This window comes from Streptomyces sp. AC602_WCS936 (assembly GCF_019049125.1).
In the GTDB taxonomy this organism is placed as follows: domain Bacteria; phylum Actinomycetota; class Actinomycetes; order Streptomycetales; family Streptomycetaceae; genus Streptomyces.
Window position 1 is genome coordinate 24,718 of the sequence record NZ_JAGMUF010000137.1, and the last position, 22,142, is coordinate 46,859.

At 73.0% G+C, this 22,142-nt stretch carries 22 protein-coding genes; 10 read left to right on the forward strand and 12 right to left on the reverse strand.

Going from position 1 to position 22,142, the window contains the following annotated elements:
• Positions 1 to 154 precede the first annotated feature (154 nt).
• A complete protein-coding gene (locus KUM03_RS36315) occupies positions 155 to 1,813 on the forward strand; it encodes a catalase (RefSeq protein ID WP_217254822.1) in 1,659 nt (552 codons plus the stop codon).
• Between the two features lie 3 nt (positions 1,814 to 1,816).
• Here KUM03_RS36315 and KUM03_RS36320 read toward each other — a convergent pair whose 3' ends face one another.
• A complete protein-coding gene (locus KUM03_RS36320) occupies positions 1,817 to 2,686 on the reverse strand; it encodes a fructosamine kinase family protein (RefSeq protein ID WP_308406478.1) in 870 nt (289 codons plus the stop codon).
• 91 nt (positions 2,687 to 2,777) lie between these two features.
• On the opposite strand from KUM03_RS36320, the gene KUM03_RS36325 reads away from it, so the two are divergent.
• From KUM03_RS36325 to KUM03_RS36335, 3 genes are all read left to right on the forward strand, one after another.
• Positions 2,778 to 3,101, forward strand: coding sequence for a hypothetical protein (locus KUM03_RS36325; RefSeq protein ID WP_043376270.1), 324 nt, complete (start codon positions 2,778 to 2,780; stop codon positions 3,099 to 3,101).
• A 71-nt stretch (positions 3,102 to 3,172) separates the two neighbouring features.
• Positions 3,173 to 3,934, forward strand: coding sequence for a maleylpyruvate isomerase family mycothiol-dependent enzyme (locus tag KUM03_RS36330; protein ID WP_217254824.1), 762 nt, complete (start codon positions 3,173 to 3,175; stop codon positions 3,932 to 3,934).
• Between the two features lie 148 nt (positions 3,935 to 4,082).
• Positions 4,083 to 4,598, forward strand: coding sequence for a hypothetical protein (locus tag KUM03_RS36335; RefSeq protein WP_217254825.1), 516 nt, complete (start codon positions 4,083 to 4,085; stop codon positions 4,596 to 4,598).
• 442 nt (positions 4,599 to 5,040) lie between these two features.
• Here the strand turns inward: KUM03_RS36335 and KUM03_RS36340 are convergent, their stop codons facing one another.
• A complete protein-coding gene (locus KUM03_RS36340) occupies positions 5,041 to 6,273 on the reverse strand; it encodes an MFS transporter (protein ID WP_217254826.1) in 1,233 nt (410 codons plus the stop codon).
• 454 nt (positions 6,274 to 6,727) lie between these two features.
• Between KUM03_RS36340 and KUM03_RS36345 the strand changes: the two genes are divergently transcribed.
• A complete protein-coding gene (locus KUM03_RS36345) occupies positions 6,728 to 7,729 on the forward strand; it encodes an NAD-dependent epimerase/dehydratase family protein (protein WP_217254827.1) in 1,002 nt (333 codons plus the stop codon).
• Positions 7,726 to 8,496, forward strand: coding sequence for a glycosyltransferase family 9 protein (locus tag KUM03_RS39135; protein ID WP_217254828.1), 771 nt, complete (start codon positions 7,726 to 7,728; stop codon positions 8,494 to 8,496). Before KUM03_RS36345 ends, KUM03_RS39135 begins: the two co-directional genes overlap by 4 nt.
• 59 nt (positions 8,497 to 8,555) lie before the next feature.
• Here KUM03_RS39135 and KUM03_RS36355 read toward each other — a convergent pair whose 3' ends face one another.
• From KUM03_RS36355 to KUM03_RS36370, 4 genes are all read right to left on the reverse strand, one after another.
• Entirely contained in the window at positions 8,556 to 9,119 is a 564-nt protein-coding gene (locus tag KUM03_RS36355; RefSeq protein WP_073730267.1) for a hemerythrin domain-containing protein, read from the reverse strand.
• 75 nt (positions 9,120 to 9,194) lie between these two features.
• Entirely contained in the window at positions 9,195 to 9,740 is a 546-nt protein-coding gene (locus tag KUM03_RS36360; RefSeq protein ID WP_217254829.1) for a DoxX family protein, read from the reverse strand.
• A gap of 152 nt (positions 9,741 to 9,892) precedes the next feature.
• Positions 9,893 to 10,384 (reverse strand): hypothetical protein, encoded by a 492-nt coding sequence (locus tag KUM03_RS36365; RefSeq protein WP_217254830.1) that lies wholly within the window; start codon positions 10,382 to 10,384, stop codon positions 9,893 to 9,895.
• Positions 10,381 to 12,870, reverse strand: coding sequence for a molybdopterin oxidoreductase family protein (locus tag KUM03_RS36370; RefSeq protein WP_217254831.1), 2,490 nt, complete (start codon positions 12,868 to 12,870; stop codon positions 10,381 to 10,383). The genes KUM03_RS36365 and KUM03_RS36370 overlap by 4 nt, the downstream gene beginning before the upstream one ends.
• Before the next feature lie 109 nt (positions 12,871 to 12,979).
• Here KUM03_RS36370 and KUM03_RS36375 point away from each other — a divergent pair, with 109 nt between their 5' ends.
• Positions 12,980 to 13,618, forward strand: a complete 639-nt coding sequence (locus KUM03_RS36375) for an N-acetyltransferase (RefSeq protein WP_217255170.1) — start codon at positions 12,980 to 12,982, stop codon at positions 13,616 to 13,618.
• A gap of 33 nt (positions 13,619 to 13,651) precedes the next feature.
• Here the strand turns inward: KUM03_RS36375 and KUM03_RS36380 are convergent, their stop codons facing one another.
• Genes KUM03_RS36380 through KUM03_RS36390 form a run of 3 tightly spaced genes read right to left on the reverse strand, consistent with a single transcriptional unit; the run spans position 13,652 to position 15,419 of the window.
• The gene (locus tag KUM03_RS36380; protein ID WP_217254832.1) at positions 13,652 to 14,377 is read right to left on the reverse strand and encodes a metallophosphoesterase; all 726 of its coding nucleotides are present in this window, start codon (positions 14,375 to 14,377) and stop codon (positions 13,652 to 13,654) included.
• A complete protein-coding gene (locus KUM03_RS36385) occupies positions 14,377 to 14,700 on the reverse strand; it encodes a BON domain-containing protein (protein ID WP_254400414.1) in 324 nt (107 codons plus the stop codon). The genes KUM03_RS36380 and KUM03_RS36385 overlap by 1 nt, the downstream gene beginning before the upstream one ends.
• Positions 14,697 to 15,419: a nucleotidyltransferase domain-containing protein gene (locus KUM03_RS36390; protein WP_217254833.1), complete on the reverse strand. Its 723-nt coding sequence runs from the start codon at positions 15,417 to 15,419 to the stop codon at positions 14,697 to 14,699. The genes KUM03_RS36385 and KUM03_RS36390 overlap by 4 nt, the downstream gene beginning before the upstream one ends.
• 136 nt (positions 15,420 to 15,555) lie before the next feature.
• On the opposite strand from KUM03_RS36390, the gene KUM03_RS36395 reads away from it, so the two are divergent.
• Positions 15,556 to 15,867: a hypothetical protein gene (locus KUM03_RS36395; protein ID WP_217254834.1), complete on the forward strand. Its 312-nt coding sequence runs from the start codon at positions 15,556 to 15,558 to the stop codon at positions 15,865 to 15,867.
• A gap of 26 nt (positions 15,868 to 15,893) precedes the next feature.
• Here the strand turns inward: KUM03_RS36395 and KUM03_RS36400 are convergent, their stop codons facing one another.
• On the reverse strand, positions 15,894 to 17,078 hold the full coding sequence (locus tag KUM03_RS36400) for a PP2C family protein-serine/threonine phosphatase (RefSeq protein WP_217254836.1): 1,185 nt from the start codon (positions 17,076 to 17,078) through the stop codon (positions 15,894 to 15,896).
• A gap of 168 nt (positions 17,079 to 17,246) precedes the next feature.
• Between KUM03_RS36400 and KUM03_RS36405 the strand changes: the two genes are divergently transcribed.
• A complete protein-coding gene (locus KUM03_RS36405) occupies positions 17,247 to 17,660 on the forward strand; it encodes an SRPBCC family protein (protein WP_217254837.1) in 414 nt (137 codons plus the stop codon).
• A 242-nt stretch (positions 17,661 to 17,902) separates the two neighbouring features.
• On the opposite strand, the gene KUM03_RS36410 is transcribed toward KUM03_RS36405, so the two are convergent.
• Complete coding sequence (locus tag KUM03_RS36410; protein WP_217254838.1) at positions 17,903 to 18,769, reverse strand: MBL fold metallo-hydrolase; 867 nt, start codon at positions 18,767 to 18,769, stop codon at positions 17,903 to 17,905.
• Positions 18,770 to 18,930: 161 nt separating this feature from the next.
• Between KUM03_RS36410 and KUM03_RS36415 the strand changes: the two genes are divergently transcribed.
• Positions 18,931 to 20,172 (forward strand): cytochrome P450, encoded by a 1,242-nt coding sequence (locus tag KUM03_RS36415; RefSeq protein ID WP_217254839.1) that lies wholly within the window; start codon positions 18,931 to 18,933, stop codon positions 20,170 to 20,172.
• 9 nt (positions 20,173 to 20,181) lie between these two features.
• Here the strand turns inward: KUM03_RS36415 and ctaD are convergent, their stop codons facing one another.
• The gene (gene ctaD / locus KUM03_RS36420; protein ID WP_217254840.1) at positions 20,182 to 21,897 is read right to left on the reverse strand and encodes a cytochrome c oxidase subunit I; all 1,716 of its coding nucleotides are present in this window, start codon (positions 21,895 to 21,897) and stop codon (positions 20,182 to 20,184) included.
• Positions 21,898 to 22,142: the final 245 nt, after the last annotated feature.

The window sequence follows — 22,142 nt, forward strand, 5'->3', positions numbered from 1 at the left end:
GTCCTTGGTGTGAGACGCGGCAAATGTGTGCACATCGGTATGTGACGGGCGCCTCACCGTGGGGTACCCGCACCACCCATGTACGCGGCCGACGGCCGCCTCGCAGCTCAGGGCCGCGTCCGACGGCGGCCACGAGTCGAAGGAGCCCACGAACATGACGGACGTATCGAGCCAGGGACCGGCCCCCGGCGACGACCGCAAGGTGCTCACCAACCGCCAGGGGCACCCCGTCTACGACAACCAGAACCAGCGCACGGTCGGCGCCCGCGGCCCCGCCACGCTGGAGAACTACCAGTTCCTGGAGAAGATCAGCCACTTCGACCGCGAGCGCATCCCCGAGCGCGTCGTGCACGCCCGCGGCGTGACCGCGTACGGCTACTTCGAGGCGTACGGAGCCTGGGGCGACGAGCCCATCGACCGCTACACCCGGGCCAAGCTCTTCCAGGAGCGGGGCAAGCGCACCGACCTCGCCGTCCGGTTCTCCACCGTCATCGGCGGACGCGACTCGGCCGAGACCGCCCGCGACCCCCGGGGCTTCGCGGTGAAGTTCTACACCGAGGACGGCAACTGGGACCTCGTCGGCAACAACCTCGCCGTCTTCTTCATCCGCGACGCGATCAAGTTCCCGGACGTCATCCACGCCCTCAAACCGGACCCGGTGACCTTCGAGCAGCAGCCCCGGCGCATCTTCGACTTCATGTCACAGACGCCCGAGTGCATGCACATGCTGGTCAACCTGTTCAGCCCGCGCGGCATCCCGGCGGACTACCGCCACCAGCAGGGCTTCGGCGTCAACACCTACAAGTGGGTCAACGCGGCCGGTGAGACCAAGCTCGTCAAGTTCCACTGGATGCCCAAGCAGGGCGTCCGCAGCATGACCGAGGAGGACGCCGCCAACGTCCAGGCCGAGAACCTCGGCCACGCCACCAAGGACCTCTACGACGCGGTCACGCGCGGTGAGTACCCCGAGTGGGAGCTGCTCGTCCAGATGATGGACGACCACGACCACCCGGAGCTCGACTTCGACCCGCTCGACGACACCAAGACCTGGCCGGAGCAGGAGTTCCCGGCCAAGCCGGTCGGCCGGATGGTGCTCGACCGGATGCCGGACAACTACTTCGCCGAGAACGAGCAGATCTCCTTCGGCACCGGCGTCATCGTCGACGGCCTGGACTTCTCCGACGACAAGATGCTGGTCGGCCGCACCTTCTCGTACAGCGACACCCAGCGCTACCGGGTCGGCCCGAACTACCTCCAGCTGCCCGTCAACCAGGCCAAGAACGCCGACGTGCGCACCAACCAGCGCGACGGACTGATGGCCTACCACCAGGACGGCGGCGGGGAGAACCCGATCGTCAACTACGAGCCGTCCATCACCGGCGGCCTGCGCGAGGGCGAGTACCCCACGCACGACGAGCAGGGCCCGGAGATCCAGGGGCGGCTCACCCGCAAGCGCATCCCCCGCACCAACGACTACATGCAGGCCGGGCAGCGGTACCTGCTGCTGGAGGAGTGGGAGCGCGACGACCTCGTGGCGAACTTCGTCAACCTGCTCTCCCAGTGCGACCGGCCGGTGCAGGAACGCATGGTGTGGCACTTCCTGCTGGTCGAGAACGACCTCGGCCTGCGGGTCGGCGAGGGGATCGGCATCAGCCCGCAGGACGTGAAGCACCTGGAACCGCTGGCGAGCCAGGACCTCACCGACGAGGACCGCGAACGGCTGGCCAACCTCGGCAAGAACCCGCCGCGCGACGTCGAGGGCCTGACCATGACCCACTGCGTCCCGAACGAGCGGCACGTCGTCACGCGCTGACGCTCACCCGGCGGAGCGCAGCGCCGCCCGGGCCGCCGTCAGGGCCTGCTCGGCGTAGCCCCGGCCGAACAGTACGGCGTGCACCAGCAGCGGGAAGAGCTGGTGCACGCCGACGCGGTCGGCCCAGCCGTCCGCGAGCGGGGCCGACTCCTCGTAGGCGGCCAGGATCCGCTCCAGGTGCGGGCAGCCGAAGAGGCGCAGCATCGCGAGGTCGGTCTCCCGGTGCCCGCCGTGCGCCGCCGGGTCGATCAGGTGCACCTGTCCGTCGGCGCCCCACAGCACGTTCCCGTTCCACAGGTCACCGTGCAGCCTGGCGGGCGGCTCAGGCGGCCCCGCCAGCCCGGGCAGCCGCTCGCAGACCCGCTCGACGTCGGCGGCCTCGGCCGGACCGAGGGTGCCGGCGTCGACCGCGGTACGCAGATACGGCAGCACCCGGTGCTCGGCGTACCAGCGCGGCCAGTCGCTTCCCGTGGCGTTGCGCATCGGGGCGAGCCCGATGTACGCCTCCTCGGTTCCGCCGGGCGGCGCGGCGCCGAACGCGGGCGCCCCGGCGGCGTGCAGGGCGGCCAGGTCCCGGCCGAACCGGTCCGCCGCCCCGGCAGTCGCCCGGCCCTGCGCCACGCGGTCGGTGACCAGCCACCGCTCGTCGTCACCGTGCACCACCGGGATACGCACCGTCCCGGCGTCGGCCAGCCAGCGCAGCCCCGCCGCCTCGGCCCGCGCCGCTCCCGTGCCGTCGCCGCGCTTGACCATCACCGTGCGCCCGTCGTCGAGGGTGACCTCGGTGAGCGAACCGGACAACGGGCGTTCACCGGTCACCGGCCGGCCGGTGAGCCGGGCGGCGGCGGCCGAGGGCGAGGTGACGGGGCGCACGGCCACCAGACTAGGACCCGCTGCGGCCGACCCGGTGAAAAACGCCCGGTGCGCCGATCGAACGCCCCGGGTGCGGGGGAGCAGTGGGACTATGACCAGTTCAGCGTTCCATCGCACCATCACCCTCCCCGCCCCGGTGTGCGAACAGGCCGCCCATCACCTCGAGCAGGCCGTCCACAAGGCCATCGACGGGGCCGCGACCCCCTGGCGTGCCTTCCGGGGGGCCGACGGCGACGACTTCGCCTTCTCGGTCCCCGTCGTCGAGCAGGCCGCGGGCTGTCTGCTGGTGCTGGCGGCCGAGAGTGCCCAGAGCCTGCGGCCCTCGGCCCTGCGCGCGCTGATCACCGTCGCACTGCACCTGCGGGACGCCGCCGAGGCGGTTCGCCGGCCCGCGATTCCCAGCGTGGCCTGGTGAGCGGGGGCGGGGTGGAAAAGACCGTGCTTCGGTCCTGAGCCTGTGCTTGGCTCTGCGGCATGCATCCCGGCATGGAGTTCACTCGCCTTCTCGACTGCCTCGCGGCCGACTACGACCGGCTGCGGGCGGTCGTCGAAACCGGCGCCGACGCACCGGTGCCTACCTGTCCCGGCTGGAGCGTCGCCGACCTGACCCGCCACGTCGGCGAGGTCTACCTGCACAAGACCGTGGCCATGCGGGAGGGTGTCGAGCCCGAGCCGTGGCCCCCGAAGGAGTTCGCCGACGAGGAGCCGACGGTGCTGCTCGACCGGGGGTACACCGCGCTGCGCGCCGAGTTCGCCACCCGCGCTCCCGGGGACGCGGCCGCCGCCTGGTACGGGCCCGACCAGAGCGTCGGCTTCTGGATGCGGCGGATGGCCCAGGAGACCGTCATCCACCGCGTCGACGCCGAACTCGCCACCGGACAGCCCGTCGCACCCGTCCCGGCGGACCTCGCCGTGGACGGGATCGACGAACTGCTGAAGGTCTTCGCCGCGTACGCCGTCGCCGAGTGGGGCGAGTACTTCACCGACATCCTCGCCGGTTCGCCCGGGCACACGGTCCTGGTGCGCGCCGGTGACGCGGCGTGGCGGGTGAGGACCGGTCCGGGGGAGTTCACCGTGACGGACGGGGGCGGGGACGGGGGCGGGAGGGCCGACGTGACGCTGAGCGGTTCGCCGGAGGCCGTGCTGCGGCGGCTGTGGAACCGGGGAGGGGACGGAGGAGTGGTCGTCGAGGGCTCCCGCGAGGCGGTCGAGGAGCTGCGGCGCTGCATCGTCATGGCGACCCAGTGAGCGGCTGCTGACCCGTCTGTGCGGAGTCGGGGTGTGGCCGAGGCCACGCGGTCGACGAGAGCCGGGCCATGTTCCGTGCGGCGGGTCGCGGGCTACGGTTTTCGCGGACCCCCTGTTTCCCTCGACGAGCAGTTCGGACGGCCCGGCAGTGCACGCAGACCTCTCTCCCGTCATCGCGGCGACCGCCCAGTGGCTCACCCACGCCTACCCGGCGACGGGTGGGGCGCTGGCCTGCGCCCTGTCCGAGGTGCAGGCACGGCAGGCGGTGACGGTGGCCGCCCGGCTTCGCTACCCGACGCCGATGGACGTCGGGCTGATGGGCGTGTCGGGTCCGGGAGGTTCCGCCCGCCTCGACTGGATCACCGGCGCGGACGGCACGGGGGGCGTGGACGCGGAGGAGGAGGCCTGGCGGACCTGGGTGGACGAGGTCGTCGTGAGCTGGGCGGCCTGTCTGCTCACCGACCCCGGACTCGCCGCCCGCGCGGTGGCCGCGCTGACCGAGGGCGGTACGCCGGTCGAGTTCCGCCGCCTGCTGACTCCCGACGACCGCGATTGGCGGGCGGCGGCGTTGCTGCGCCATCCCGACCTCGTCGCACCCGTGGCCGAACTGCACCGCGCCGAACTCGACGCACGGCTGGATCCGGGCCAGGCGCTCGTCGCCTGACCGGTGCCTGCGGCGGCCTGTGGCTGGTCGGTGGGGGTGCGGGTAGCGCGGTTCCGTTGTGGGTGGGTCGGGGCCGCGCCGGGGGTGTCCGTCCTCGGAACGGCGCGAAATGGGTCGGCTACGGGACTGAACGGCGCGGACGCGCCAACCGCTGCGGGCGGACACCCCCCGACACGTCCCCTTCCCGCCGTACGCGGCTGACCCGCCGTAGCTGCGGGCAGTCGTGCCTCCCCCAGTGCCTGAACGGCCTGGGAGGTACCCCCAGGGGCGGCACGGGTGGGCGCAGCGGCACCCCGCAGCGCCGGGCCGCGCGACCCACCCCCACGGCCGCAGCCACGCCGGGCACCCCGTCAGCGCCGCGCAGCGCACCCACCCTGCACGCCCACGCCGGGTGCCAAGGGGAACGCCGGGCACGAAAGACCTCCGCCCAAGCCCCGCAGGGTCACGCCGCCGTCCCCAGCGCCGCCCGCGCCGGCGCCTCCGTGTCGCCGCCCCGCAAGGGCACCGCCCCCGCCGGCCTGCGGGCGTGCAGCACATGCCCCGCCCCGATCGTGCCCGCGATGATGAGGCCGCCCGCGATGAGGGCCCCGCGCGCGCCGGCCAGTTCCATCAGCAGGCCCAGAGCCGGTGGGCCGCCGAGGCTCCACACCGTGCCGATGCTGCCCCACACCCCGAGCACCCGGCCCCGCATGTGCGCGGGCGGGTCGGTCTGGAGGACCGCCGTGCCGGCGGTGTCGGAGACGGACTCCACGACGGCCATGGGCAGCACCATCACCAGGAGGACGGCCAGCGACGGCGACAGACCCGCCACCACTTGCAGCAGTCCGCCCGCCGCGGCCAGCGCGCCCACCACCCGCACGGAGGGCCGCCGCAGCCGGGCGCCCAGGACCGCGCCGACGATGCCACCGGCCGCCAGCACCGTGGAGACCGTGCCGAACGATCCCGCGCCGCCCGCCAGGGGCCCGGTGACGAGCACCGCCAGCGTCAGCTGGTAGTTGCGCCCGAAGACCGCGCTGACCCCCGTGACCCCGGCCAGTCCCAGCAGGCGGGGACGGCGGACGAAGAAGGACAGTCCCTCGCGCACGCTCATGGTGTCGCGGCGCGTGGTCGCCACGTGCTTGACCGCGCCCCGGGCCGGTCGCAGGAAGGGTATGACCGAGGCGACGAACAGGAACGACAAGCCGTTGGCGGCGTAGGCGGCGGCCGTGCCCAGGAAACCGACGGTCACACCGGCGAGCGCGGCACCGGTGAGGCGGCCCGCCTGGTGGACCAGCGCGCCCACGCCGATCGCGGAGGGCACGTCCTCGGCCGGGACCAGGTCGTTGCCCAGCAGCGAGCAGGCCGGACCGTCGACGGTGGCGATGACACCGGTGACGGCGGCCAGCACCATCAGGGTGGTCACGTCCAGCCGGTCGAGCGCCACCATGAGCGCCGTCACGAACGCGATGGCGCCGAGCAGCGCCTGGCTGACCGCGGCGGTCAGCTTCCGCGGCCAGCGGTCGACGGCAGCGCCGCCGAACACGCTGATCAGCAGTGCCGGCGCAGCCTGGACGGACATGGACAGACCCGTCGCGGCGGCCGACCCGGTGATCTGGAGGACCAGCAGGTTCTGCACCGTGAGCTGCATCCACGTACCGGCGTTCGAGACGAAGTTCGCCACCGACCACCAGCGCATGCTGCGGTATCTCAGAGACCGCCACGGCGAACTGGACGGGGCGGGGGCAGGGGCAGGGGAAGAAGACACAGTGCGCCACTCGAAGACGGCCGGGGGACCCGGAAGGGGTACGGGACGGGAGTGAGAAGCCCGGCTGCGCTGCGCGGCCACTCCACTGAGCCGGATACGGCGCCGACCATCGTGGCAGAAGGGACCGGACAGTCCTCGCCGGCGCGCCTTCCGCGACCGGGTGGCGCGGAACGAAGTCCGGTTGGCCGGAAGGTACTTGGTGGGGTGAGTGGGCTTGATCACAGGGTCGCCGTCTGCCGGCCGGGTGGGTGCGGTGGCGTGACGGTGGCCACAGGGGCCGGGCCGTACGGGAGGGGCCGCGGCAGGCGTCAGAGCATGAAAGCTACTCGGTGGGGCACCCGGGGCGCGCTCGTCAGCGCTTCGCGGAGGAAGGAAGGTCGTCCTCATGATGCCGACGGCGGCGTTCAGCCCGCGGGAGGAGGCCCGGCCGCCCTGGCACCGGGCCCTGGTCACCGGCGGTGCGGGGTTCCTCGGGTCCCATCTGTGCACCCGCCTGCTCGATTCGGGGGTCGAAGTCGACTGCCTCGACAACCTCTCCACCGGGCGGGCCGAGAAGGTGGCCCACCTCGCGGGCCGTCCCGGCTTCCGCTTTCTGGAGCGTGACGTCTCGCGGGAGGGGTGCGCCGAGCTGCTCACCGGCCCCTACGACCTCGTTCTGCACCTGGCGGGGCCGGGGGTCTCCCCGGCGTCCTGGTCCGAGCGGTCCGTGGAGGTCCTCGACACCGGCAGCCTCGGGACCCGGGCCGCGCTGGGCGTCGCGGAGCGGGACGGAGCCCGGTTCCTGCTGGCCTCCTCACCCCCGGTGTCCGCCGGTGACGGTGCCGACCCGGTCGGTCCGCACACCGCCCGTGCCGAGGCCGTCCGGTTCTCCGAGGCCCTGGTCGCCGCGCACGCGGCCGCCCACGGCTCGAACGCCGGGATCGTCCGCCTCTTCACCGGCTACGGGCCCGGCATGCGGACGGACGACGGGGACACGCCCGGTGCCTTCATCGCGCAGGCCCTGGCCGGCCGGCCCGTCACCGTCACCGGGGACGGCAGCCGGACCCGGCCGCTGTGCTACGTCGACGACATGGTCGACGGTGTGCTGCTGGTCGCGGCCGGGCGGTCGGTACGGCCCGTGGACATCGGTGGCGACGAGGAGCCCACGGTGGTGGAGATCGCCCGACGGGTGATCGAACTGACCGGATCCGGCTCGCCGCTGGTGTTCGTCGAGGGGACGGCGCCGGACGAGTCCCGGCCGGTCACCGGCTTCGCCCGCGAGATCTTCGGCTGGTTGCCGAGCGTGACCTGGCAGGAGGGCCTGGAACGCACCGTCGCCTCCCTCGCGGAGCGGCCCGATCCGGTCCCGGCGGCGCCGGCCGAGCGCGCGGGGGAGTGGTGGGCGTGAAGGCCCTCGTAGCCCGTCCCGGCGGACTCGGTGATGTCCTCCTGGCCGGCCCGGCGGTCCGCGCGGTCGCCACCCGGGCCACCCGCCTGACCATGTTGTGCGGGGCCCGTGGTGCGCCCGCCGCCCGGCTGCTGCCGCACGTCGACGACGTCGTGGTGTGGGACCAGCCGGGCGGCGACGGCACCGACGGCCTGGTGAGCCGGCTGCGTGCGGAGGCGTACGACGTCGCGCTCGTCCTCGCTCCCGGGCCGCGGGGGTCCTCGCATGCGACGGGGGTCCTGCGCTCGGCGTGCGTCCGGCGGATCGGTGCCATTGAGGGGCCGACCGGTCTCTCCGAGGAGGAGGCGGCGCTCGACGCGGCCGCGTCGATGGGGTTCGGGCTGCGGCGCGGCGACGACGGCGGACTCCGCGTGCGGCCGGCGCCGGACACCGCCGGTCTCACCGGGAACGGCCCGTACGTCGTCGTCCACCCGGGGGCGGGGGACCCCGGCCGTGCCTGGGAGGCCGGACGCGGTGCGGCGGCGGTCGCCCGGCTCGCCGACGCCGGGCACCGCGTCGTCGTCACCGGCGGGCCGGAGGAGACCGCACTGACCCACCGGGTCGCCGGTGAGACGGGCGTCGACCTGGGTGGACGTACCGATCCGCGGACGTTCGCGGGTGTGCTGCGTGCCGCCGACGCGCTCGTCACCGGGTCCCAGGGGCCTGCCCGGCTGGCCGCCGCCGTCGGTACGCCGGTCGTCTCCGTGCGGGCGCTGCTGGGTCACTGACCGCGTGTACGAGGGGCCCGTCGCCACGGCGACGGGCCCCTCGTGGTGATGGTGACGGTTCAGCCGGACTTGCCCCGGCCCGACATCGCGTCCCGCACCCGGTCGACCATTCCCGCGCCGGGCGCCAGCAGCTTGTTCATCGGCGGCTTGTCCGGGGCGGACGGGTGCGGTCGGGTCGGCGCCGTCTTCTTGGCCTGCCGGACCTTGTCGCCCAGCTCGTTCAGGGCATCCGGGGGGCACGCCTCGCGAAGCCGGGGGAAGAGGTTGCCCTCCTCGTCGGCGACGTGCTCGCGGATCTCGCTCATCAGCATGCCGATCAACCGGTCGAACTCCGCGTCGTCCGACGCGCAGCCCTCCAGGTCCTTCATGATCTGCTCGGCGCCCGCGTGGTCCTCGAGTTCCTTGTCCGCGAGGGCGTTCCCGTTCGCCACGTGCTCACGGACGGCGGGGTAGAGGTAGGCCTCCTCCGCCACCGAATGCCGGATCAGCTCGATCGTCGCCTGATCCGCGTACAGCTTGCGGTCCTTGTGACCGGACGGCAGCGCCTCGATCTTGCCGAAGAGCTCCTCGACCTCACGGTGATCGGTCGTCAGCTCGTCGATGACGTTTCCACCGTGTCCCATGTTTCACCTCCAGCCGGCTCGTGGCGTGCCGGGTCCGACCCGCCACGGGCGTCGAGTCCCCCCTCGTTCGGCGGGCTAACGTCCGGCGCAGGCGCCCAGCTTCGCCCTGAGACCGCCCGCCGCCGTCGCGGGACGGGCCGCGGCACGGACCGAACGCCGCACCAGACGGGCGTCGTGGCGCAGGTCCTGGGCGGCGTGCCGGCCGCGCCACACCAGCGAGGGGGCGCTGCCGGTGTCGTCGGCCGCGATCAGCAGCCCGCCCATCATGGACAGGTTCTTCAGGAAGTGGATGCGCTGCTGGGCGCGGTCGGACGGGTCGTCCGCGTCCCAGTAGCGGTGTGCCGCCAGAGTGGTGGGGACCAGCGTCGCCGCCAGGGCCAGTGCGGCCAGGCGCGGACAGCGGCCGAGCCCGAGCATGACCCCGCCGACGACCTGGACGGCGCCGTTGAGCCGTACGAGTTGTTCGGTGCGGTCCGGCAACACCGACACGCGGTCGGTCAGCGGCCGCACGATCGGCTCGGCGGCCGGTGCCACGTCCTCGGGCCGCCGCAGGGACTGCAGACCGCCCGCGACGAACATCGAGGCGAGCATCGGACGGCCGGCGATACGCAGAAGACTCATGACGCTCTCTCGCTCTCCAAAGGGGTTACCGGAGCAGTGACAGGGGTGTGACGACTACTGGGATCATCGGGTGACCGGGCCGGTGGGCGCCATTCGGCAGGCGGTGTGGCGCGGACGCTCGCCGGTGGTGTGGGACCTGGTGTCCGTGCAGGTCACAGACTGTTCAGGATCTGCGGCGACAGGTTCTTGATCATGGTGTTGGTCCAGCGCATCTGGCGCAGTGTCTGGGGGTGGCAGGCGGAGGCGAGCCCCAGCAGTTCGCTGTTCCTGGAGGCCTGCGCGGCCTGCGCGAGCATCTCCCAGTGCAGCGAGTTCTCCGCGGCGGCCACATGCAGCTCGCGCAGGTCGCGCAGGAGCAGCAGGCCGGGCTCCGGCCGGTTCACCACCGCCTCCGAGGCCTTCTTGCGCAGCGTCGCGAACAGGCCGTCCGGGGAGGTGTCCGGCGGGTCGCCGAGCTTCACGTCGTGGTGCGCGGCGACCTCGGACAGGCGCCGGACGTGCTCGCGGGACCAGTTGGCGAGGTCGGTGGCGACGTGGTGCACCTCGTGCTCGGTGCGGTGCCGCTCGGCCACCGTCACCAGGTCGTGCGCCAGGTGCCGCTCGCCGCGGTGCAGCGTGCGCAGGGTCAGGGTGATGCCGTTCACTGGGCGCCCTCCTCGCGGCCGTGCGGGAACCGGGTCGGGACCTGTGTCGTGTGCGCGGCCTCGCCGCCCTCGGTGGGGCGGGCGGCACCGGCGGTGGCGGGTGCCGACGCGGTGGTGGTCGGCGCCGGGGAGGGGGTGCCGTCGCCGCGCTCGACGAGCGTGAGCGCCGCCGTGGACGTCTTGAACAGCGGTTGCTTGGAGGCCGGGTCCCAGTCGGTGATCGTCGTCTCGTTCGCCGCCCGTCCGGGGGTGTCCGGGCCCGGCCCCGATCCGTTCGCGGTGTCCCAGTAGCCGTAGTGGAACGGCACGAAGAGCAGTCCGGGACGGATGCCGGTCAGCCGCAGCCGGCCGCGCAGCGCGCCCCGCCTGCTGGCGACCTCGACCAGGTCCCCCTCGGCGAGGCCGAGCCGGTCGGCGTCCTCGGTGGAGATCTCCACCCACACGTCCGGGGCGGCGTCGCGGAGCTGGGGTGCGCGTCCGGTCTTCGTACGGGTGTGGAAGTGGTAGACCGTCCGGCCCGTGGTGAGCTGGAACGGGTACTCCTCGTCCGGCTCCTCGTGCGGCGGCCAGTAGGCGGCGGCCTTCAGCATCGCCTTGCCGTCCGGGTTGAGGGAGCGGTACTCGACGACCTCCTGCGACGCCCCGGTCTCCAGGTCCTTGCCGTAGCTCTCGCACAGGTCCGGGTGGGCCCAGCTGATGCCGTCGGTGTAGAGCCGGGCGGTGCCCTCGGGCGCGTCCTCGTCGCAGGGCCACTGGATGCCGCTGGTGTCGCGGAGCTTGGCGTACGTGAGGCCGGTGTAGTCGCAGGGGCGGCCCGCGCTGCACCGCTTCCACGCCTCGAACGCCGACTCGGGGTCGTCCCAGGTGATGAGCGGGCCGCCGTCCTTGTCCCGGAAGTCCATCCGCCGGGCGTAGTCCAGGAAGATGTCGAGGTCCGGTTTGGCCTCACCGGGCGGTTCGACGGCCTTCTCGGACAGGTGCACCGTGCGGTCGGCGTTGGTCAGGGCGCCGGTCTTCTCGCCCCAGGTGGCGGCGGGCAGCACCACGTCGGCCAGCTGCGCCGTCTCCGTCAGGAACAGATCCTGTACGACGGTGAACAGGCGTTTCTGCGTCAGGATCGAGCGGATGCGGGAGAGTTCGGGCAGGGACACCGCCGGGTTGGTGCCGCTGATCCACAGCATCCGGATCGAGCCCTGCTCGGCGTACCGGTACATCTGCATCGCGTGCGTGGGCGGCGCGTAGTGGGGGATCTTCTCCGGCTCGACGTTCCACACCTTCGCCAGGTCGGCGACGTGGGAGTCGTTCTGCCAGTTGCGGAAGCCCGGCAGGTCGCCGTTGGCTCCGCACTCGCGGGTGTTCTGCGCGGTGGGCTGGCCGTTCATCTGCAGCAGACCGGCGCCCGGCCGGCCCAGCATGCCGCGGATCAGGTGCAGGTTGTTGATCTGGACCGCGGCCGCGGTGGCCTGGTGGGACTGGTAGACGCCCTGGAGGACGGTGGAGACCAACGCGTCGGTGGTGCCGACGAGTTCGGCCGCCTCCTCGATCCGGGCGGCCGGCACGTCGCAGATGTCCGCCGCCCACTTGGGCGTGCAGTCGGCGACCCGCTCGGCCAGCTCCTCGAAGCCGACGGTGTGCGCGGCGACGAAGTCCCGGTCGACGCGGTCGTGCCGGATCGTCTCGTGCAGCAGGGCGTTGAGCAGCGCGACGTTGGTGCCGCCGCGGGGCGCGAGGTGCACGGTGGCGTGCCGGGCGACCCTCGTGGGCCGTGGGTCGACGCACAGCAGGCGCGGCGGGTCGGCCCCCTCCAGCCGGTCCAGCAGCCGCATCCACTGCACGGGCTGGGTCTCGGCGATGTTGTGGCCGTACAGCGCGATCACGTCGGCGTGGTCGAAGTCGTCGTAGCTGCCGGGCTGTCCGTCGCAGCCGAAGGTCTCCTTCAGCGCCTCCGCCGCCGTCGACGTGCACAGGCGGGTGTTGCCGTCCAGGTGGTTGGTGCCGATGCCGGCCCGGGCGAGGACCGTGAGGGTGTAGTACTCCTCCAGGAACAGCTGGCCCGAGGTGTAGAAGCCGATCGACCCCGGCCCACGCTCGTCGAGCAGCTCGCGCGAGCGGGCGGCCACCAGGTCCATCGCGGTGTCCCAGTCCGTCTCCACCAGCCGTCCGTCGCGCCGTACCAGTGGCCGGGTGAGCCGGTCCCGGGAGGCGTTCGCCTGCCAACCGAACAGGTCCTTCGGACCGAGGCGCCCCCGGTTGACCCGGTCCACGTCGCGGCCCCGCACGCCCACCATCCGGCCGTCGGCCACCGCGATGTCCATGGCGTCGCCGTCCGAGTGCAGGATCGACGCCGACTGCACCCAGCGCTCGACCGCCCCCGGCTCCATCCCCTCCGCGAGGAACGTGTCCACCCGGGCCGGCCAGGTCTCGCCCCGCCGGTACGGCGTCCTGCCGCCCCACGGTTGCGCGATCCGGTCCGTCGCATCCTCCATCGCCGGCCTCCCGCCAACGTCCGCCACACTGCCGGCCGCCGGGTACCCGGGCGCCCCGGATCGAAGCGAACTACTTGTGGGAGCGCTCCCAGAGGGAGAGGATGCCGTGGTGAACCCGACTGCCGCCGTACGCCCGTACCGTCCCGCCGACGCCCCGGCCCTCGACGACATCTGCATCCGCACCGCGCACAACGGCCGGGACAGCCGGCCCGTGTACGCCGACCCCGCCGTCCTGCCCGCCATCTTCGCCGCCCCCTACGTCCACCTGGACCCTGACCTGGCCTTCGTGCTGGACGACGGGACCGGCCGGGCGGTCGGCTACATCCTCGGCACGGCGGACACCCCGCGCTTCGCCGAGGAGTTCCGCGCCAAGTGGCTGCCGCGCGTCGCGGACCGCTACCCGGCGCCCGCGGGCCCGCCCGGCACACCGGACGAGGTGATGGCCGGGCTGCTGCACGACCCGGAGCGGATGATCGTCCCCGAACTCGCCGCCTACCCGGCCCACCTGCACATCGACCTGCTGCCCGAGTGGCAGGGCCGCGGCCACGGCCGGGCGCTGATGCGGACGTTCTGGCGGGCGCTGCGCGAACGCGGAGTCCCGGCCGTCCACTTGGTCATGGCCACGGCCAACACACCCGCCAGGGCCTTCTACGACCGCCTGGGCTTCCACGTGATCGAGGCGGCCGGACTCGACCCCGCCGACGTCACCTGTCTCGGGCGTACGACGCGGGACCCGGAACGGCCCTGACGAGGACGGCGGTGACGGGGGCGGGGCACGTGGTCAGGCCGAGCCCAGCTGGTAGACGTTGAAGGCCCGGCGGATGACCGGCTGGGCCACGTTGCGCACCCGTACGCCGCCCGCCGTCATCCCGTGCTCGGTGCCCAGGTGGGCGTGGCCGTGGACGGCCAGGTCGGCGCCGGCCGTGTCGATCGCCTCGGCCAGCAGATAGCTGCCGAGGAAGGGATGGATCTCCGGCGGCTCCCCGGCGAGCGTGTCGGCGACGGGCGAGAAGTGGGTCAGCGCCACCCGGGCCGCGCAGCCCTCCTCGTCCAGTTCCTCCAGCGCGGCGTGCAGACTGTCCGCCGAGCGGCGGGTGGTGCGCACGAACTCCTTCATCACCGGCTCACCGAACTCACCGGCGCTGCGCCCGACGAACCCGCCGCCGAACCCCTTGGCCCCGGCGATCCCCACCCGGCCCCCGGCGCACTCCACGACGGTCCCCTCGCCCTCCAGGACCGTCACTCCGGCCTCCCGGAGGATGTCGGTGACCTTCTCGGGCTGTTCGTCGTGGTGGTCGTGGTTGCCGAGGACGGCCACCACCGGCACCGGCAGGCCGCGCACCTCCCGCGCCACCACCCGGGCCTCCTCGGGGGTGCCGTGCCGGGTGAGGTCCCCGGCGAGCAGCAGCAGGTCGGCACAGTCGGGCAGGGTCTCGAAGGCGGGCCGCAGCAGCCCCTCGCTGTCGGGGCCCATGTGGATGTCTCCGACGGCGGCGACGCGGATCATCACAGCTCCTCCGCATGGTCGGGACGGGTGGTCTCCGCCACCACGATGTCGGTGTGCACGGTGAGTCCTGCCAGCTCCTCGCGGGCGATCCGCAGCACGCTCTCGCGGCACTGCGCCGAGGGCACCGTGCCGGTGAGCGCGATCGCCCCCGCCCGGATCTCGGCCCGTACGCCGAGTTCACCGAGTTCCTCGGCGGCGAGCCGGTCGTGCAGGTGGGCCACGCGGTACTCGACGTTCTCGGTACTCCCGGCGTTCCGGGCGGGTTCGCCCGCGGAGGCGGGGCCGCTCGCCGCGGGGCCCTGGTGTCCGACGGGGTCGCTCATCGCTGTTCCTCCTTCGGGGCGGTGGCCGCGGGGGCGGCCGGGGAACCGGCCGGGGAGATGATCTCCAGCCGTTCGAGGATGAAGAAGAACGCGGCAGGCATCGGGGCGTCGCCGCAGTCGCGGCGCAACTCGTCCCAGTCGATCTTCTCCCGCAGGGTACGGGCGATCGGCAGCACCGCACCGAAGTCGCAGTGGTGCTCGGAGAAGGCCGCCAGCAGACCGCGCAGCAGGTCGGTCGGTGCCAGCACCGGCATGAGCACCGAGTCGACCGACAGGTCTTCGGCCCGGGACAGCAGCTCCGTCGTCACGGGCTCGTGGGCCAGCTCGAAGATGAGGTCGACCTGCTGGCCCAGACACGTCGCCTTCAGCAGCCAGTCCTCGGGCGGCGTGTACACGGCCAGACCGGCCTCCCGCAGGGTCTCGGCCACGGCCGTCGCGTCGTCGGGACGGATGCAGAAGTCGACGTCGTGCTGGAGGTTCTGGGTGCCGCCGTGAGCGTAGACGGCGACGCTGCCGGCCAGCGCGAACGGGTGCTCGTTGCGCTTCAGGTACGCGCCCACCTGCTTGGCCGCCTGGAGGATCGCCTGATTGCGGTCGAGCGGGAGGTCTTCGTGGCGGGCGTCGTGCGGGGGGACGGGTCCGGGATCCCCCACCGTCGGACGGAGCTCGGAAACGCCGGCGCGCTGGTCGAGAGCGTGGTCGTCGGCGGGCTGCGTCATCGCTGTCCCCTCTCCGGGCTGCTGCCTGTCGCGGACCGGTCGTCCTCTGGCTTGGCGGGTACCCTGCGCGCTACCGCCGACACGACGGCCGTCGCCCCGGCGGTGGCGGCGGGGCGATCGGGGGCACCCGGGCGGCATGAACGACAAGCAGACGCAGCGGCGGTCTGGGTCCGACGACCGGCGGACCGTGGAACGGCTGGTGGCGGCGTGGCTCGAGGAGACCGAACGCCACGACCGTGCCGCGGCCCGTGCGGCTCGCGCGGGCTGGGAACGGGGCGCTCTGTCCGAACGGGCCGCCCAGGACCTGGCCACGTGGGTCACGGCGAGGATCACGGACACCGGGTTCACCGAGGACGAGGGCCCCTACGTCGAAGGTCCCGTCCGGATCACCCCGGCCGACAAGGACACCGTGCACGACTGGCTGCGTGCGCGGGGGCACTCGGTCTGACCCCCGGCCGCCGCGCCGCCGGTACGTCAGGGGGCCGGCGGCCGCCATTCGAACATCAGGATCGTCGCGTCGTCCCGCAGCTGCCCGCCGGACTGCGAGTCCAGGATCGAGTGGATCAGCCGCCGCAGGGTCTCCGGAGCCAGCTCGCCGCCCGCCGTGGCCCGGATGACGTAGTCCGCGAACCGCTCGAGCCCGAACAGCTTCTCCTCCCGGGTGCGCGCCTCGGTGATCCCGTCGGTGTACAGCAGGACCCGGTCGCCGGGCTCCAGCCGCATCTCGTGCGTCCGGCGCGGCTCGGTGGACAACTGGGCCGGCGCGCCCATCGGCGGGTCGGCCTCCCGCTCCAGGGCGTCGACGATCAACTGGTCACCGCGGATGAGCAGCGGCGCAGGGTGACCGCAGTTGCTCCACCGCAGCAGCCCCGTCTCGAACTCCAGCTGGGCGAGGACCGCGGTGCAGTACTGCTCCGGCAGCCACCCCGCCAGCGCCTCGTCGACGCACCGCACGAGCGCGGGCAGGTCGGCCCCGTTGCGCCGGGCGTTGCGGCAGGCGGCCAGCGCCACCGCGCTGGTCAGCCCGGAGGCGAGGTCGTGCCCCATGGCGTCGATGACCGACACGTGCAGCGTCGTCTGGGTGAGCGAGTGGTCGAAGGCGTCGCCGCCGAGCTCGTACGCGGGCTCCAGTACGGCCGTCGACACCACGTGCGAGTTGCCGATGGTGCGGGGCGGCAGGAAGGCCCGGAGCATCTCGGAGGTGAGGTGCATCGGCTCGGTGCGCGTGTGCCGGACGAACGAGTCCTCGAAGGCCCTCTTCGACGTGATTATCATGGCCAGCAGCGAGGCCAGCGCCCGGCTCCGCACCAGCGTGGCGGTGGTGAGCGCGGACGTGTGCACCCCCAGCACGCCGAGCCGCTCGGCACCGTCGAGCAGGGGCAGCCACGCCGTGACGCCGCCGGTGTCGGACTCCTCCACGCGCAGCGCCTGCGTCCGGTAGGCCCAGCCGGCGAGTGAGCCGTCGACGGGGATGGGGGGCGCCACGTCGGTCTGCGGCACGAGGTGCCGCTGCTGGAGGTCGACGAGGTAGACCACGGCGTGTTGCAGGTCCAGTGCCTTGGTGCAACGGGTCACGGCGGTGGCCAGGTCCAGAGTCAGATGGGCCGGATCGGCGAGGAACTCCTGCAGGAGCACCTCGCTCGCCTCTGACGTCGACACCTCGTCTCCCCTCGTCGACAGACCCGCCGGGACGGGGCACCTTGCCAGCAGTCTGGCACCGCGCACCCCACCCCGCCCGCCGGGCCGGTCACTCGCGGAGCGCTTCGGTCCGGGCAGAGGGGGCACGCGTCTCGTCGTAGGCCCCCGAACGCCGAGGAGTGGTGCCACATGACCGAGTACGAGCGTTCCCGCACCATGCCGGCCCAGCCGGAACAGGTCTTCGACCAGGCCGCGAACGTCGGGCAGCTCGACACCTGGCTGCCCCGGGACCTGCACGTCGAGCCGGAGGAGCCGCCCGCCGTCACCGTGCACGAGGACCGCACCGACCAGGACACCTCCGCGCTGCTGAGTGCCCGGCCCGAGCAGATGCGGCTCGAATGGGGCACCCGCGAGCAAGGCAGCTACGCCGGCTGGCTGCAGGTCGCCGGACTGGACAGCGGGGCCAGCGAGGTGACGGTACACCTGTCGTTCTTCGACGAGGACCACGACCCGGGACAGCCCGCGGTGGCCGAGGCTCTGGAAGGCAGCCTGCGGCGCCTGGAGGAGCAGGTGCGGATGCGCACCGACAACGCGGCCGGCTGACGAGGGCGCCCGTGGCGGACATGCCGGGCCGAACGCCCTCGCCGTGGCCGCGGTCCCGGCGACCGCCGCGACACCGGCCTCCGGTCGACGCCGGGCAGTCGGACCCGCTGCCGACCTCCAGGTGCGGCACGCGGCGGGCCGAGGAGTTCGCCGCCCTGCTCCGCGCGGACCTGGCCGGCCTCCGGGCCACCACGGTCACGGCCGTCGACAGGCTGCGCCGAGCGGCCGCCGCGGCCCGCCCGTCACGTCACGACGGGCGGGCCGCCGTCCGGGCGCAGGACGGCCCGCTGACCGCGCCGGCAGTGCACGAGCCGGTCGGCGAGCCCGTTGCGGTCGGCCTCGGCGAGGAAGGCGTCGAGCGGTGAGCGGAAGACGGAGTAGTCGTCGTAGTGCACCGGCAGGATCAGGCGCGGGTCGAGACGGCGGGCGAGTTCCGCGCCCTGGCGCCCGTCCATGGTCACCACGAAGCCGCCCGGCAGCGTCGTCCCGCCCAGGTGCAGCACCGCCAGGTCCAGGCGCGGGAAGCGCCGGGCGATCTCGTCCAGGCCGTCGAAGAGCAGGGTGTCGCCGGAGACGTAGAGCCGGTGCCGCGCAGGGCCTGCGGCCGGGCCGAACTCCAGCAGGCTGCCCATCACCGGCGGCAGCAGGCGCCGCAGCACCGGGTGCCCGGCGTGCCGGCCGGGCAGCGAGGTGATGCGTACCCGCGCGTCCGCGTGCAGCACGGTCTCCTCCTGCCAGGTGCGCAGCCCCACGGCACGGTGGAATCCGTGCACACCCTGCAATCGGCGGGAGGCGTGCGGGGTGGTGACGATCGGCAGCGACCGCGACAGCGACCGCCGGGCCCTGCGGTCCCAGTGGTCGCCGTGCAGGTGCGACAGCACCACGGCGTCGAGCTCCGGCAACTCGCCGGGGTCCAGCGCGGGCTCGGTCAGGCGGCGGCTCACCAGCCCGTACCCGAGGTGCGCGCGCTCGCCGCGGTGGAGGAAGTTCGGGTCGGTGAGCAGGCTCAGCTCGCGGTAGCGGAGGAGCACCGTCGCGTTGCCGACGAAGTGGATCCGCAGGGAGTCGTCCGGGGTCTGGGCCGGGGACGGAGGCGTGGACGGGGACATGAGGGTGGTCCGATCCTGTCCGGGAGTACGGGGCCGAGGCCGGGGCCCGGGCCGCCCGGCACCGGGGCCCCGTGGAAGAACGGAGTACCCCGACCGCGGACCCTCACCCGACCGCCCGCACCGCCAGGTGTCCCCGTCGCGGCCCGGGGCACCCACCGGCCATGGACGCACACCGCCGCCCGCTCATGGACCGCACCCTGGCCGTGCTCACCGAGGGGTACGCCTGGCTGCCCGACCGGATGCGCGAAAGCGCCGACTCCGTGGTGCGCACCCGGCTGCTCGGCAAGCCCGCGCTGGCCGTGCGCGGCCCGGACGCCGTGCGCTTCTTCTACGACGAGGCACACGTCCACCGTCACGGCGCCATTCCCGCGCCCGTGCTGGACACCCTGTTCGGGCAGGGCGCGGTGCACACCCTCGACGGCGACGCCCACCGTGCCCGCAAGGAACTGTTCCTGCCGCTGCTGGACCCCGACCGGGTCGCCGGCCTCACCGGGCACGTCACCGAGGCCTGGGACGAGGCCGTGCACGCCTGGAGCGAGCGCGCCCGCGTCGTCCTGTTCGACGAGGCGGGCGTGGTGCTCACCCGCGGCGTCTGCCGCTGGGCCGGGCTCCCCGACGAAGCCGTCGACGCGGAGCCCCTCGCGCGGGACCTGATCGCGATGGTCGACGGCTTCGCCACCCCGGGACCGCGCCATCTGCGGGCCCGCCGGGCCCGGTCCCGGCAGGAGGCCCGGACGGCTGGGCTGATCGAGGACGTACGGTCCGGGACTCTCATCGCCCCGGCCGGTTCGGTGCTCGAACGGGTCGCCCGGCACCGCGACGGCCCCGACGGCCCGCTGGACGCCCGGACCGCCGCGGTGGAACTGCTGAACGTGCTGCGGCCCACGGCCGCCGTCAGCTGGTTCGTGGCCTTCTCCGCGCACGCACTGCACCGTTGGCCGGCCCACCGGGAGCGGCTGCGTGCCGGGGACGGCGCGTTCGCCACGGCGTTCGCGCACGAGGTCCGCCGCTTCTACCCGTTCGCCCCGTTCCTCGGCGGCCGGACCGTCACCGACCTCACCTGGCACGGCGAGTCCGTCCCGGCCGGCGGCATCCTGCTGCTGGACGTCTACGGCCAGCACCACGACGAGGAGCTGTGGGGCGACCCGTACGCCTTCCGGCCCGAGCGGTTCCTCGACCGGCCCCCCGAGCGCGACGAACTGATCCCGCAGGGCGGCGCCGATCCGGCCACCGGTCACCGCTGTCCCGGCGAGCGCCTCACCGTGGGTCTGCTGGAGGCGCTGGCGGTGCGGCTGGCCCGTCTGGAGTACACGGTCCCCGAGCAGGACCTGCGCATCCCGCTGCGCCGCATCCCGACCCGCCCGCGCAGCGGCTTCGCCGTCACCGGCGTACGGGCGTCCTGACGCGGCCCGTCACGAGCGGGCGCCCTTGTGCCCTTCGCCCGGCTCCACCGCGTCGCGCCGCCCCGTCTGCTCGGCCTGGTCGAGCCGGACGAGCTCGGGATGGTTCAGGTCGAAGGCCGGCGATTCGGAACGCACCCGGGGCAGCGCGTGGAAGTTGTGGCGCGGCGGGGGACAGGACGTGGCCCACTCCAGTGAACGCCCGTACCCCCAGGGGTCGTCGACCTCGACCGGCCGCCCGTACCTGGCGGTCTTCCAGACGTTGTAGAGGAACGGCAGCGTCGACAGCCCCAGCAGGAAGGCGCCGACGGAGGAGACGGTGTTCAGGGCCGTGAAGCCGTCGGCGGCCAGGTAGTCCGCGTACCGGCGCGGCATGCCCTCCATCCCGAGCCAGTGCTGCACCAGGAACGTGGTGTGGAAACCGACGAACAGCGTCCAGAAGTGCACCTTCTCCAGCCGGTGGTCGAGCATGCGGCCCGTCATCTTCGGCCACCAGAAGCTGAAGCCGCCGAACATCGCGAACACGATGGTGCCGAACAGGACGTAGTGGAAGTGCGCGACGACGAAGTAGGAGTCGGTGACGTGCCAGTCCAGGGGCGGGGAGCCGAGGATCACCCCGGTCAGTCCGCCGAAAAGGAACGTCACCAGGAACCCGGCCGCCCACAGCATCGGCGGCTCGAAGGACAGCGACCCCCGCCACATCGTGCCGATCCAGTTGAAGAACTTCACGCCCGTGGGGACGGCGATGAGATACGTCAGGAAGGAGAAGAACGGCAGCAGCACGGCACCGGTGGCGAACATGTGGTGCGCCCAGACGGTGGCCGACAGCCCCGCGATGGCGATCGTCGCACCGACCAGCCCCATGTAACCGAAGACCGGCTTGCGGGCGAAGACGGGGATGATCTCGGTGACCACCCCGAAGAACGGCAGCGCGAGGATGTACACCTCGGGATGGCCGAAGAACCAGAACAGGTGCTGCCACAGGATCGCCCCGCCGTTCTCGGCGTCGAACACGTGCGCGCCGAAGTGCCGGTCGGCCTCCAGCACCAGCAGCGCCGCCGCCAGCACCGGGAAGGCCAGCAGCACCAGGACGGAAGTCAGCAGCACGTTCCACACGAAGATCGGCATGCGGAAGACGGTCAGCCCGGGAGCGCGCATGCAGATGATGGTGGTGATGAAGTTGACCGCTCCCAGGATGGTGCCGAAACCGGACAGCGCCAGCCCCATGATCCACAGGTCCCCGCCGAGGTAGGGCGCATGCAGGGGCCCGCTGAGCGGTGTGTAGGCGGTCCAGCCGAAGTCCGCGGCGCCCTGCGGGGTGAGGAAGCTCGCGAGAACGATCAGGCCACCGAAGAGGAACAGCCAGTACGACAGCATGTTCAGCCTGGGGAACGCCACGTCCGGGGAGCCGATCTGCAACGGCATGACCGCGTTGGCGAATCCCGCGAAGGTCGGGGTGGCGAACAGCAGGAGCATGATCGTGCCGTGCATCGTGAAGGACTGGTTGTACTGCTCGTTGGAGAGCAGTTGCAGACCGGGGCGGGCCAGCTCCGCCCGGACGAGCATCGCCAGCACTCCCGCGATCAGGAAGAACGCGAAGGACGTGATGAGGTAGAGGTGGCCGATGCGCTTGTGGTCGGTCGTGGTGAGCCAGGAGATGACCACCCGCCCCCTGTGGCGGCGTCGCGCCGCCGGGACCGGAGCGATCGGTTCGGTCTGTGTCGCCATCCGACCACAGCAGCCGACCCCCGGCCGCATGCGTCGACGCCACGTCACGCACCCACCCAGGTAGGGCCGGTTGGCTGATCGTTTCTATCCGTCCGGGTGTGTCGCCGCCCCGAAGGGACGCAGCGGCCGTCACCCGAATGGCCCCCGCTCGCTACTGGTGGCGGCCGATCCGGTGTCTCCTGGAGTGTGTCAGCGGCGTCCAGGCTGGGAGGCCGATCATGTACGAAATGTGCGTGGGCCCGGAG

Excerpts from the sequence above, each read along its gene's own strand:
- KUM03_RS36340 (WP_217254826.1), bottom strand. The coding sequence starts at position 6,273 with ATGCGCTGGTGGTCGGTGGCGAACTTCGTCTCGAACGCCGGTACGTGG.
- KUM03_RS36330 (WP_217254824.1), top strand. The coding sequence starts at position 3,173 with ATGGAGTTCACTCGCCTTCTCGACTGCCTCGCGGCCGACTACGACCGG.
- KUM03_RS36355 (WP_073730267.1), bottom strand. The coding sequence starts at position 9,119 with ATGGGACACGGTGGAAACGTCATCGACGAGCTGACGACCGATCACCGT.
- KUM03_RS36325 (WP_043376270.1), top strand. The coding sequence starts at position 2,778 with ATGACCAGTTCAGCGTTCCATCGCACCATCACCCTCCCCGCCCCGGTG.
- KUM03_RS36345 (WP_217254827.1), top strand. The coding sequence starts at position 6,728 with ATGATGCCGACGGCGGCGTTCAGCCCGCGGGAGGAGGCCCGGCCGCCC.
- KUM03_RS36370 (WP_217254831.1), bottom strand. The coding sequence starts at position 12,870 with ATGGAGGATGCGACGGACCGGATCGCGCAACCGTGGGGCGGCAGGACG.
- KUM03_RS36380 (WP_217254832.1), bottom strand. The coding sequence starts at position 14,377 with ATGATCCGCGTCGCCGCCGTCGGAGACATCCACATGGGCCCCGACAGC.
- KUM03_RS36315 (WP_217254822.1), top strand. The coding sequence starts at position 155 with ATGACGGACGTATCGAGCCAGGGACCGGCCCCCGGCGACGACCGCAAG.
- KUM03_RS36405 (WP_217254837.1), top strand. The coding sequence starts at position 17,247 with ATGACCGAGTACGAGCGTTCCCGCACCATGCCGGCCCAGCCGGAACAG.
- KUM03_RS36385 (WP_254400414.1), bottom strand. The coding sequence starts at position 14,700 with ATGAGCGACCCCGTCGGACACCAGGGCCCCGCGGCGAGCGGCCCCGCC.
- KUM03_RS36410 (WP_217254838.1), bottom strand. The coding sequence starts at position 18,769 with ATGTCCCCGTCCACGCCTCCGTCCCCGGCCCAGACCCCGGACGACTCC.
- KUM03_RS36415 (WP_217254839.1), top strand. The coding sequence starts at position 18,931 with ATGGACGCACACCGCCGCCCGCTCATGGACCGCACCCTGGCCGTGCTC.
- ctaD (WP_217254840.1), bottom strand. The coding sequence starts at position 21,897 with ATGGCGACACAGACCGAACCGATCGCTCCGGTCCCGGCGGCGCGACGC.
- KUM03_RS36395 (WP_217254834.1), top strand. The coding sequence starts at position 15,556 with ATGAACGACAAGCAGACGCAGCGGCGGTCTGGGTCCGACGACCGGCGG.
- KUM03_RS36390 (WP_217254833.1), bottom strand. The coding sequence starts at position 15,419 with ATGACGCAGCCCGCCGACGACCACGCTCTCGACCAGCGCGCCGGCGTT.
- KUM03_RS36360 (WP_217254829.1), bottom strand. The coding sequence starts at position 9,740 with ATGAGTCTTCTGCGTATCGCCGGCCGTCCGATGCTCGCCTCGATGTTC.